The sequence below is a fragment of the Paracoccus sp. S1E-3 genome, assembly GCF_013868135.1.
Lineage (GTDB): Bacteria > Pseudomonadota > Alphaproteobacteria > Rhodobacterales > Rhodobacteraceae > Paracoccus.
Genome location: NZ_JACEMU010000004.1, coordinates 1439686 through 1449778 on the forward strand (window position 1 = coordinate 1439686; position 10093 = coordinate 1449778).

13 protein-coding genes are annotated in these 10093 nt (G+C 67.3%); 1 reads left to right on the plus strand and 12 read right to left on the minus strand.

Annotated features, from left to right (window positions below; genetic code table 11):
- Positions 1 to 622 precede the first annotated feature (622 nt).
- From H1S04_RS07150 to H1S04_RS07170, 5 genes are all read right to left on the minus strand, one after another.
- A complete protein-coding gene (locus H1S04_RS07150) occupies positions 623 to 1357 on the minus strand; it encodes a dienelactone hydrolase family protein (protein WP_181744818.1) in 735 nt (244 codons plus the stop codon).
- A gap of 61 nt (positions 1358 to 1418) precedes the next feature.
- Positions 1419 to 2003, minus strand: coding sequence for a glycerol-3-phosphate 1-O-acyltransferase PlsY (gene plsY / locus H1S04_RS07155; RefSeq protein ID WP_181744819.1), 585 nt, complete (start codon positions 2001 to 2003; stop codon positions 1419 to 1421).
- Positions 2000 to 3262, minus strand: a complete 1263-nt coding sequence (gene pyrC / locus H1S04_RS07160; RefSeq protein ID WP_181744820.1) for a dihydroorotase — start codon at positions 3260 to 3262, stop codon at positions 2000 to 2002. Before pyrC ends, plsY begins: the two co-directional genes overlap by 4 nt.
- Positions 3259 to 3828, minus strand: a complete 570-nt coding sequence (locus H1S04_RS07165) for an aspartate carbamoyltransferase catalytic subunit (RefSeq protein WP_181744821.1) — start codon at positions 3826 to 3828, stop codon at positions 3259 to 3261. Before H1S04_RS07165 ends, pyrC begins: the two co-directional genes overlap by 4 nt.
- A complete protein-coding gene (locus H1S04_RS07170; RefSeq protein ID WP_181744822.1) occupies positions 3821 to 4786 on the minus strand; it encodes an aspartate carbamoyltransferase catalytic subunit in 966 nt (321 codons plus the stop codon). The genes H1S04_RS07165 and H1S04_RS07170 overlap by 8 nt, the downstream gene beginning before the upstream one ends.
- Before the next feature lie 99 nt (positions 4787 to 4885).
- Between H1S04_RS07170 and H1S04_RS07175 the strand changes: the two genes are divergently transcribed.
- Positions 4886 to 5701, plus strand: coding sequence for a uracil-DNA glycosylase family protein (locus H1S04_RS07175; protein WP_181744823.1), 816 nt, complete (start codon positions 4886 to 4888; stop codon positions 5699 to 5701).
- Here H1S04_RS07175 and H1S04_RS07180 read toward each other — a convergent pair.
- Genes H1S04_RS07180 through H1S04_RS07210 form a run of 7 tightly spaced genes read right to left on the minus strand, consistent with a single transcriptional unit; the run spans position 5698 to position 10084 of the window.
- Entirely contained in the window at positions 5698 to 6315 is a 618-nt protein-coding gene (locus H1S04_RS07180; protein WP_181744824.1) for a hypothetical protein, read from the minus strand. The two genes, H1S04_RS07175 and H1S04_RS07180, sit on opposite strands and share 4 nt — an antisense overlap.
- A 7-nt stretch (positions 6316 to 6322) precedes the next feature.
- Positions 6323 to 7693, minus strand: a complete 1371-nt coding sequence (locus tag H1S04_RS07185; RefSeq protein WP_181744825.1) for a glutamate--cysteine ligase — start codon at positions 7691 to 7693, stop codon at positions 6323 to 6325.
- A gap of 56 nt (positions 7694 to 7749) precedes the next feature.
- Positions 7750 to 8277: a hypothetical protein gene (locus H1S04_RS07190; protein ID WP_255435471.1), complete on the minus strand. Its 528-nt coding sequence runs from the start codon at positions 8275 to 8277 to the stop codon at positions 7750 to 7752.
- On the minus strand, positions 8268 to 8705 hold the full coding sequence (locus H1S04_RS07195) for a molybdenum cofactor biosynthesis protein MoaE (RefSeq protein WP_181744826.1): 438 nt from the start codon (positions 8703 to 8705) through the stop codon (positions 8268 to 8270). The genes H1S04_RS07190 and H1S04_RS07195 overlap by 10 nt, the downstream gene beginning before the upstream one ends.
- Positions 8705 to 8956, minus strand: coding sequence for a molybdopterin converting factor subunit 1 (gene moaD, locus H1S04_RS07200; RefSeq protein WP_181744827.1), 252 nt, complete (start codon positions 8954 to 8956; stop codon positions 8705 to 8707). Before moaD ends, H1S04_RS07195 begins: the two co-directional genes overlap by 1 nt.
- A complete protein-coding gene (gene pgsA, locus H1S04_RS07205; protein ID WP_181744828.1) occupies positions 8953 to 9576 on the minus strand; it encodes a CDP-diacylglycerol--glycerol-3-phosphate 3-phosphatidyltransferase in 624 nt (207 codons plus the stop codon). Before pgsA ends, moaD begins: the two co-directional genes overlap by 4 nt.
- A 40-nt stretch (positions 9577 to 9616) precedes the next feature.
- Complete coding sequence (locus H1S04_RS07210; RefSeq protein WP_220185102.1) at positions 9617 to 10084, minus strand: GNAT family N-acetyltransferase; 468 nt, start codon at positions 10082 to 10084, stop codon at positions 9617 to 9619.
- Positions 10085 to 10093 lie beyond the last annotated feature (9 nt).

Sequence of the window (10093 nt, forward strand, 5' to 3'; positions counted from 1 at the left end):
CGCGGGAGCCCCGAGCGATCTCGGCCCCCCGCCCCATCCGGCACGCCGAGCGCCGCGTGACCACTTGGTCCGAACGGCCGAGCAAGACGAATGAAGATATGGTGCGTGGGACGGGCCGGAATACTCTCTGGTATGATCCGGCTGGTATGATCCGGCAAATAAGCGCCTCGACGCCGCGTGTGCGGCACCCGCGGACATTGCGATGGCGCGTCTCGCAGATCCGAACTGGCGAGGGCCGGATCTGCGAGACCATCACAGCAGCGCCGAACGGCGAAACGCAAGAGGGCGTCGCATTAGGGCCAAGTCCCAGCCTTCGCCGTCCATCCGAATCGCGGGAACGCGCGGGAGGACAGCATTGCCTTCTCCGCTGGGGCGACGACGCGGCGCAGGCAACCCTGACGGTATCGCGGACTTTCCGCGAGAGCGTGCCAAAGGTTCGAAGCCGTGGAGGCCGATCTGCGCGCTGGATCACGCGGGCAGTCTCGGATGAGGGGATGCGGGAAGCCGGGGCATCTGGCTCAAGGCCGCCCCCCCAATCACGGGCAGCAGGTCACCCCGATCGCAGGGGCATATCGCCTTGCCGGTCGCGGCTGTCGCGCGACCGACTCGAGCATCTGTGCGATCAGACGCCCGGCATGGTCTCGCCCAGGAAGGCCAGGAAATCGGCCCAGCTGCGCTGATCTGCTTCCTCGCGATAGCGATCAGAGCCGAAGACCGTGAAGGCATGGGGTGCCCCGGCATAGATCTCAGCCTTGTAGGGCGTCCCGGCCGCTTCCAGTTGGTCGATGAAGCCCGCGAAGGTGGTCATGTCGGGGCCGGTATCGGCACCGCCGTGATAGATTCGGATCGGCGCCTTGGCGGCGCTGTAATCCTCGCCTTCGGGGGTGTCCAGCCCGCCGTGGAAGATGGCATAACCCACCACCTCGGGCGGTTGCGCGCGGGCCATTTCCAGCGCCGCCGCACCGCCGAAGCAATAGCCGGCGACAACGGGCGCGGCCAGCCCCTGGGCGGCGGCAGCCTCCAGCCCGGCGGTCATCAGGGCGCGCATCGTCTCGCGGTCGTTGTAAAGCTTCTGGGTCTCGGCCTGGTTGCCCTCCATGGTGTCAGGACGGACGCCCTTGCCGTAAAGGTCGATGGCGAAGGCGTTATAGCCCTGCTCGGCCAGCATGTCGGCGCGCTTCTTTTCGTAATCAGTCAACCCATCCCAATCGTGGATCAATACCACCGCGCCCTTGGGGTTTTCGGCCTTGGCGACATAGCCCTCGAAGGTGCGGTCGCCGGCGCTGTAATCTACCGCTTCACCGGCATAGGCCGCGCCCGAAAGCACCATCGCCGCCGTCGCTGCAATGAATCTCATGGTGAACCTCGCTTTCCCTGACGGAAGGAAACGGGTCCGGGGCAGCAAAGTTCCCCTAAGGTCAGGTCTTGCGGCCGATCTTCGGCTCGGTCCCGGCCCGCAGGCGGGCGATGTTTTCCTTGTGCCGCCAGAAGATCAGCGCCGCCATGAACAGCGCCGCCGCCGCGATCTGGCCCTTGCCCATCAGCGCCGCCACCAGCGGCGAGGTCCCCACCGCCACCAGCGCCGAAAGCGAACTGATCCGCGTCACCAGCGCCGTTGCCAGCCAGATTGCGCAGGCCGCCAGCCCCAGCGGCCAATACAAGGCGATCAGCGTGCCGAGAAAGGTCGCCACGCCCTTGCCGCCCCTGAAGCCCAGCCAGACCGGGAAGCAATGGCCCAGCAGCGCTGCCGCCCCGGCTACGACAGCCGCCGTTTCACCGCCCAGCCAGCGGGCCAGCAGCACCGCGATCGCGCCCTTGCCGCTGTCCAGCAACAGCGTCGCCAGCGCCGCGCCCTTATGGCCGGTGCGCAGCACATTGGTGGCGCCAATATTGCCCGACCCGATCTGGCGCAGATCGCCCAACCCGAGCGCGCGGGTAATCACGATCCCGAAGGGAACCGACCCCAGAAGATAGCCCAGAACGGCCCAGATTACCGCGCTCATCCGTACACCCTTTCGCCGCCGACCCATGTGCCCAACACGCGCCCCTGCATCCGGGCGCCGTCAAAGGGCGTGTTCTTCGATTTCGACAGCAGCGCGAAGCGGTCCAGCACGAAAGGCGCATCGGCGTCGAACAGCACCAGATCGGCAGGCGCATCCACTGCCAGCCGCCCCGCATCCAGCCCCAGCCGCCGGGCCGGGTTCAGCGACATGGCGCGGAACAGTTGCGGCAGCGTCAGGCCCCCCTGATGATACAGGCGCAGCGCCGCGGGCAGCAGGGTCTGCAGGCCCACTGCGCCGGGGGCAGCCTCGGTGAAGGGCAGGCGCTTCGATTCCTCGTCCTGCGGGGTGTGGAAGGACGCGATCACGTCGATCTCGCCATCGGCCACGGCCTGAACCATGGCCTGCCGGTCATCCTCGGCCCGAAGCGGCGGGGTGAAGCGGAAGAAGGTGCGATAGCCACCCACGTCAAACTCGTTCAGCGTCAGGTGGTGGATCGAGATCCCCGCCGTCACGTCCAGCCCGGCCGCGCGTGCGCGGCGCAGGGGCGGCAGCGCACCTGCAGTGGTGATCTGATCGGCGTGATAGCGGCCGCCGGTCATGGCGACCAGGGCCAGATCACGCTCCAGTCCCATCAGCTCGGCGATGGGCGAGACATCGGCGATTCCGTAAAGCGAGGCGAATTTGCCCTTGGTCGCCGCCGCGCCCTTCGACAGGCCCGGCTCCTGCGGATGGCCGACGATCAGCGCCCCCAGGCCGCGCGCATAGGTCATGCAACGCCCAAGCAGCTTGGCATCGGCGACGACGCGGACGCCATCGGTGAAGGCAAGCGCACCGGCATCGCGCAGAAAGGCCATCTCGACCATCTCGCGGCCCTCGCGGGCCTTGGTCAGCGAGGCCATGTGGCGCACGCGGACAACCGAATCCTGCGCCCGCTTTATCACGAAATCGAGGCTCTCGGGGCTGTCAATGGGCGGCGTCGTATCGGGGCGCACCACCATGGTGGTGACACCCCCCGCCGCCGCGGCGCGCCCGGCGCTGGCATAGGATTCCTTGTGCCGCTCGCCCGGCTCGCCCACTTTCACGCCCCAATCGACGATGCCGGGGGCGAGACAGCGGCCGTCGCAATCGATCACGGTCGCGCCTTCGGGCGCGGCGCCGTCACGGGCGGCGATGAAGCCGTCCTGAACCGTCAGGCTGCCGATGGTGTCGGTGCCTGCCTCGGGGTCGATCAGCCGGGCGTTGTCGAAATGCAGGATCATGGCTGGGCGTCCTCTGGGGCGGGCTGGTCGGGTGTCTGGCTGCGCTGGATCTTGCGCATCATGGCCATGACCTGATCGGCATCGGCGATATAGTTGAAACCGGCACGCGGTCTTTTATCGCCCGTCGGCGGCCCGAACAGGATCGAGGGCGGATCGCTGGCCAGATATTCCAGCGGCGTGGCACGGTCGATGGGATAGCTGGTCAGCCGCCGCCCCTGATACGGCAGGTCGGTGGCGATGATCGCCCGCCGATCGGTCAGCGTGTAAAAGCTGCGCGCGCGGATGAAGGCGGGACGCACGATCGGCCCCAGCGTCTGCCAGAGGGCCGAGGACACCACAAACAGCCCGAAGGCCGCCATGAACAGGTTGGCCTGCACGGCCAGCGACATCCAGAACAGCCCGAAGCAGATGATGAAGATTGCAGGTACGATATGGCGCAGATCAGGCGCCTCGAACCGGATGCCTTTGGCGGGTTGGCCCTGCCACAGGATCTGTTCGCCTTCGTCCAGAATGCCCTGCCAGCCGGGCGGCACGGGGATGGCCGGAATTGCCGGGACGTCAGACATAGGTGCCCTCGGCCAGGGCGCGGCCGCGTTCGGCGCGCAGGTTGCGCGCCAGCAGGTCCATCGCTGCCATGCGCACGGCCACACCCATTTCCACCTGATCCTGAATGACCGAGCGGTTGATGTCGTCGGCGATGGTGCCGTCGATTTCCACGCCCCGGTTCATCGGCCCCGGATGCATGACGATGGCGTCGGGCTTGGCATGGGCCAGCTTGTCCGCGTCCAGCCCCCAGCGATGATAATATTCGCGTTCCGAGGGGATGAAGCCGCCATCCATGCGCTCCTTCTGAAGGCGCAGCATCATCACCACATCGGCCCCGTCGAGGCCCTCGCGCATGTCCTCGTAGACCTCGCAGCCGAAATCGGCGGCGCCGGCGGGCATCAGCGTGGCCGGGCCGACAAGGCGGATGCGGCTTTCCATCTTGCCGAGCAGGATCAGGTTCGAGCGCGCCACCCGACTGTGGGCGATGTCACCGCAGATCGCCACCGTCAGCCGGTGCAGCCGCCCCTTGGCGCGCCGGATCGTCAGCGCGTCCAGCAGCGCCTGCGTCGGGTGTTCGTGACGCCCGTCGCCTGCGTTCAGCACCGCGCAATTCACCTTTTCGGCCAGCAGGTTGACCGCCCCGGAATGGGGGTGACGCACGACCAGAAGATCGGGGCGCATGGCGTTCAGCGTCAAGGCGGTGTCGATCAGCGTCTCGCCCTTCTTCACGCTGGAGGTCTGCATCGACATGTTCATCACATCCGCCCCCAGCCGTTTGCCCGCCAGTTCGAAACTGGACTGGGTGCGGGTCGAGTTCTCGAAGAACATGTTGATCTGGGTCATGCCTTCCAGCGCATCGGAATGCTTGATCGTGCGCCGGTTCAGATCGACATAGCTGTCGGCCAGATCCAGAATCGCCGTGATCTCGGGCGGCGACAGGGGCTCGATCCCCAGCAGGTGGCGGGCGCGGAACGTCATCGGGAACCCCTTTCGGACTGCGCCCTCTATCGCAAACCGGTGGCCCTGCGGCAAGGGCCGGGCTTGCCGCAAGGCCGGCCAACGCCTACCTTCCGGGCAATGGAATCGGATCTGACATGGCGCGGCGTCGCGATTGACGGCTGGACGGCGTTGGCGCTGTTGGAATGGCAGCGCGAGCTGGGCGTCGATGAACCGATGCTGGATGCGCCGCTGGACCGGACCGACCTGCCGCCACCGCCCAAACCCGCACCGCTGCGACCCGCGCCACCGGCCCGCGCCACCGCGCCCATGATCGCGGCGGAGCCCGACCATGCGGAGATCCTCAGGGATGCCGAATCGCTGGCGGCGGGCGCGCAGACGCTGGATCAGCTGGCCGAGGCGCAGCAGGATTTCGACGGGGTCGAACTGAAACGCGGTGCGCGGAATTTCGTCTTTTCGGACGGCAATCCCAAGGCGCGGGTGATGATCATCGGCGAAGCACCGGGCGAGGAGGAAGACGTCCAGGGGCGCCCCTTCGTGGGCCGGGCCGGGCAATTGCTGGATCAGATGTTCGCCGCCATCGGCATGGGGCGCGACACCCCCGACGCGGCCCGCGCCATTTATATCGGCAATGTGCTGAAATGGCGTCCGCCCGGCAACCGGCGCCCGACCGCGGACGAAATCGCGCTGTCGCTGCCCTTCCTGCGCCGTCAGGTCGAACTGGCCGATCCCGAACTGCTGGTCCTTATGGGCAATACGCCATGTCTGGCGGCGCTGAACCGCGAAGGCATCCTGCGCCTGCGCGGCACCTGGACCACGGCCTTTGACCGCCCGGCCCTGCCGATGACCCATCCGGCCTATCTGCTGCGCAACCCCATCGCCAAGCGCGAGGCCTGGGCCGACCTGCTGTCGCTGGCCGAGCGGCTGAAGCTTTAGATCGCCGGGCCGAGCCTGCGGATCCCCGCGCGCAGGCGCTGCGGCGCGGGGCGGCTTTCGGGCAAGGTGGTCTCGGCCGGCGCTGCGGGGACCACATGCGGGATGACCGGGGCTGGTTCAGGCTCACCCATTGCGGGGGTGGTGAACACCGGTGGCGGGGTCGTGACAGGCGCCGATGCGGGCGCGGCAACCGGAGGCGGGGCGGCAACCATGACGGGCGGCGCCACCGGAGCGGCCACGGGCGCCGCAGCCGGCATCGGTGCCGGGGCGGCCGCGGCGACAACGGGCGCCGATTGCACGACGACAGGCACGGGCACATCGCCGCGCGCCACGCCCGGCAGGCGGCGCATCCCGCCCGCGCTTTGGCGGGACATGCGGTCCATCGCCTCGGCGCTGCGGCGGGAATTGTGATAGATCCCGATCATCACGATCAGCGCGGCCATGACCGCGCCAATGCCCAGAAGGCCGGGCGAGGCCGCATTCAGCACCGCCGAAGCCCCCTCCTCGCGCAAGGCCCAGGCACGGCGGCCGATCATGGCGATGCCGGCCACAGCACCCAGCCACAACAGGATTTCAAGGATCTGGATCAGGCGGTAACGGATATTCACTGTCATGGCGCGATCAGTACGAATACTCGCCGTAAATGCGAGTCAAATCTCCGTGCCATGGGCCGTGATATTGCGCGAGCAGCTCGTCAGCCGGGGTCTGCCCGCTTTCGACGCTTTCCTTGAGCGCGTTCAGGAAATGTGTTTCGTCCGGGACCAGACCGCCGGCGCCGGGCCGCGCGCGGGCCTTCAGGCCGGCCTCGGCGATCGCCACCGCCTCGCGCGCCAGATCGTGCAGCTTCACGCCGCCCGCCTGCCCCTGCAAGCCGTCCTTCGCTGCCGCGCGGCGCAGCCCCTCGCGGGTTTCGGCGTCCAGACCCTTGACCAGATCCCACGCCGCATCCAGCGAGGACTGATCGTAAAGCAGCCCGACCCACAGCGCCGGCAGCGCGCAAAGTCTGCGCCATGGGCCGCCATCGGCGCCGCGCATTTCGATGAACTTCTTGACGCGGGCCTCGGGGAAGACCGTGGTCATGTGATCCGCCCAGTCGGACAGGGTCGGCACCTCGCCCGGCAGCGCGGGCAGTTGGCCCTTCATGAAATCGCGGAAGCTCTGCCCGAGGGCGTCGACATATTTGCCGTCGCGATAGACGAAATACATCGGCACATCGAGGACATAGTCGACCCAACGGTCATAGCCGAAGCCCTCCTCGAAGACGAAAGGCAGCATCCCCGTCCGCGCCGCGTCGAGATTCTGCCAGATATGGGCGCGCCAGCTTTTATAGCCGTTGACCTTGCCATCGAGGAAAGGCGAGTTCGCAAACAGTGCTGTCGCCACCGGCTGCAGCGCCAGCGACACCCGCAGCTTCTGCACCATGTCGGCCTCGGACGCGAAATCGAGGTTCACCTGCACCGTGCAGGTCCGATACATCATGTCGGTGCCCAGCGTGCCGACCTTGCGCATATAAGGCGTCATCAGCGCGTACCGCCCTTTCGGCATCATCGGCATCTGGTCGGCGCGCCAGATCGGGGCCGCGCCCAGCCCGATGAACCCTGCGCCGATCCCGTCGGCGATCTCGCGCACCTCGGTCAGGTGCTGGTTCACCTCGTCGCAGGTCTGGTGGATGGTTTCCAGCGGCGCGCCGGACAGCTCCAGCTGGCCGCCCGGTTCCAGGCTGACATTGGCGCCGTTGCGCTGAAGGCCGATGATCTTGTCCTGCTCGAACACCGGGTCCCAGCCGAAACGCTGCTGCAACCCCTCCAGCATCGCCTTGATCGAGCGTTCGCCGTCATAGGGCAGCGGCAGATATTCGGGTTTGGTATAGCCGAATTTCTCGTGTTCGGTGCCGATCCGCCAGTCCTCGCGCGGCTTCTCGCCCGAGGCGATATATTCGGCAAGCTGTTCGCGCCGCTCGATCGGGCCGCCGCCCTGCTGGGGAATGGACATCTCGGGACCCTTTTTCACGGTTCGCGGGGAACAGGTGGCGCGGCGCAGCCCCCGAGTCAACCCGGCTTTGCGTGGCCAGCCTGCGGCGCGGTCCAGACGACACGCAGGGACGGACCGCCCTTCTGCGCCAGCGCGCCGGTGATGCGGCCCATGTCGACCCCCGGAAGGGCGGTGAAGGCATCGGCCAGCTGTTCGGCGCCACGCGCCTCGACCGGGATCAGCAGGGCCTGCCCGTCGCGGGTCTTCAGCCGCCAATTGTCCTGCCCGTTCAGGCGGAGCAGCCGGATTTCGGTCAGATCGCGCAGCGCGACGCTGCCGCCAAGCGCGCGGGCGGCGAAATAGCGGATCTCGCCCTCATCGATGTCCAGCACACCGGGGGCCGCGATGTCGCGGCGAAATGCCAGCCGGCGCCGGCTGTCGATCGCCCAGCCGAGGCAGAGCGCGCCCAGCATCAGGCCGAGGGCGCCAAGGAACCAGCCGCCGCGCGTGGCGACCCACAGACCCAGGGCCATGCCCGCGAGGGCGGCGAAGAACTCGCGCCGGGGGGCCAGCCACCGGGCCAGTTCGGGGCGGATCAGTCCCATCGGCTCAGCGCGTCTTCGTCCGCGTCCTTGGCGACCACCCATGCGCCGGGGCCATCCGCGCCGATCTCGCGCTTCCAGAAGGGAGCGCGGGATTTCAGGTAATCCATCAGATATTCCGCGGCCTCAAAGGCCTCGGCCCGGTGGCGGGCGGCGGTGGCGACGCACATGATCGCTTCGCCCACCGAGAGCCTGCCATAGCGGTGGATCACCGCCAGATCGGTCAGGTTCCAGCGGTCGCTGGCGCGGGCGCCGATCGCGGCCACGGCTTTTTCGGTCATGCCGGGATAATGCTCCAGCTCCAGCGCCTGCATGGTGCCGGTGTCGTCGCGCACGAGGCCTGAAAACGTCACCACCGCCCCGGCGCCCGCGCCAAAACCGTTCAGCAGGGCGCCCAGATCAAAGGGCTCGGGCTGGATGCGGATCAGCATCAGCCGCCGGTCATGGGCGGGAAGAAGGCCACTTCGCGCACATGCTCAAGCTCGTGGTCGAAATCGACCAACACCTGATCGGCGGCCACGCGGATCGCCGACAGGTCCGACAAGGCGGCGGCATAGCGTTCATCGCGCGCGATCAGCTGGTTCACCAGTCCCCTGACGGTGCTGGCGCCGGTATCGATCCGCTCGCGCGGTTCGCCGATGCGTTCGCGGATCCAGGCGAAATACAGCACATCGATCTTCATTTCGGCCCCCGCAGATAAGGCATCGCCTTGCGGAAATAGTCCCAGCCCGTCCAGGCGGTCAGCGCCGCCGCGATCCAGATCAGCAACAGCCCCAGACCGGTCGCGATCGAGGACCAGGTCAGCTCGCCGGGCAGCACGGCCTCGCCCACCAGCGGCGGCCGGCCGTTTTCGACATAGGCCAGCCCGGTGCCCAGAAACAGCACCGATATGGCGACCATCTGGGTCATGGTTTTCCACTTCGCCACTTTGGTCACCGCCAGTCTCGCCGCGTTGTCCCCCAGCGATTCCCGCAGGCCGGAGACGAAGATCTCGCGGAACAGGATCACCGTGACGGGCAGGATCAGCCACGGATTCATGCCGGAATAGCCGGTGATGACCACCAGCGCGATGATGACCATCGCCTTGTCGGCGATCGGGTCCATCGCCGCGCCAAAGCGGCTTTGCTGGTTCCAGGCGCGCGCGATATAGCCGTCGAACCAGTCCGTCGCCGCTGCCAGAATGAACAGGGCCAATGCTGCCCAATCGGCCCAGGGGCGGTGGAAATACAGAAACATCAGCGGCAGGCCGGGCGCGGCCAGCAATCGCAGGATGGTCAGGATATTCGGCAGGTTCCAGGTCATGCCTGACAACCTAAAGATTAAGCCGCGCGGCGGAAAGGGGTCACAGGTCGAAGCGGTGGGGGATGCGGCCTTCACTTTTGCGGTAGGGCCGAAAGCCCATCGCCCGATAATATGCCAGCCCGCCGGGGTTATCCGCGCCGATCGAGGCATCGATCTGCGCCAGCCCCGCCCGCCGCGCCACCGCCAGCGTTTCCGCGAACAAGCGCCGCCCGATGCCCAAGCGCCCGGCTTGCGGGTGAATATGGGTGCCGATCATGCCCCAGCCCGGTTCCACGCCGTATTCATTGCCCGCCCAGGCATGGCCCAGCCATTGAAAACCCAGAACCGCGCCGTCTTGCACGGCCAGCGTGGTGGTGATGCTGTTCGGATGGGCCAGATACACCGCGCGCATGCGTTCGGCATTGACCGGCGTCTTGCGCAGACCGGCCGCGAAGATGGCGTTCTGGACAGCCGCCATGGCTTCGGCATCCGCGAGGGTCGCGGGACGCAATGTCACTTCTGTTGCCATGTCATCGGC

Excerpts from the sequence above, each read along its gene's own strand:
- H1S04_RS07150 (WP_181744818.1), bottom strand. The coding sequence starts at position 1,357 with ATGAGATTCATTGCAGCGACGGCGGCGATGGTGCTTTCGGGCGCGGCC.
- plsY (WP_181744819.1), bottom strand. The coding sequence starts at position 2,003 with ATGAGCGCGGTAATCTGGGCCGTTCTGGGCTATCTTCTGGGGTCGGTT.
- pyrC (WP_181744820.1), bottom strand. The coding sequence starts at position 3,262 with ATGATCCTGCATTTCGACAACGCCCGGCTGATCGACCCCGAGGCAGGC.
- H1S04_RS07165 (WP_181744821.1), bottom strand. The coding sequence starts at position 3,828 with ATGTCTGACGTCCCGGCAATTCCGGCCATCCCCGTGCCGCCCGGCTGG.
- H1S04_RS07170 (WP_181744822.1), bottom strand. The coding sequence starts at position 4,786 with ATGACGTTCCGCGCCCGCCACCTGCTGGGGATCGAGCCCCTGTCGCCG.
- H1S04_RS07175 (WP_181744823.1), top strand. The coding sequence starts at position 4,886 with ATGGAATCGGATCTGACATGGCGCGGCGTCGCGATTGACGGCTGGACG.
- H1S04_RS07180 (WP_181744824.1), bottom strand. The coding sequence starts at position 6,315 with ATGACAGTGAATATCCGTTACCGCCTGATCCAGATCCTTGAAATCCTG.
- H1S04_RS07185 (WP_181744825.1), bottom strand. The coding sequence starts at position 7,693 with ATGTCCATTCCCCAGCAGGGCGGCGGCCCGATCGAGCGGCGCGAACAG.
- H1S04_RS07190 (WP_255435471.1), bottom strand. The coding sequence starts at position 8,277 with ATGGGACTGATCCGCCCCGAACTGGCCCGGTGGCTGGCCCCCCGGCGC.
- H1S04_RS07195 (WP_181744826.1), bottom strand. The coding sequence starts at position 8,705 with ATGCTGATCCGCATCCAGCCCGAGCCCTTTGATCTGGGCGCCCTGCTG.
- moaD (WP_181744827.1), bottom strand. The coding sequence starts at position 8,956 with ATGAAGATCGATGTGCTGTATTTCGCCTGGATCCGCGAACGCATCGGC.
- pgsA (WP_181744828.1), bottom strand. The coding sequence starts at position 9,576 with ATGACCTGGAACCTGCCGAATATCCTGACCATCCTGCGATTGCTGGCC.
- H1S04_RS07210 (WP_220185102.1), bottom strand. The coding sequence starts at position 10,084 with ATGGCAACAGAAGTGACATTGCGTCCCGCGACCCTCGCGGATGCCGAA.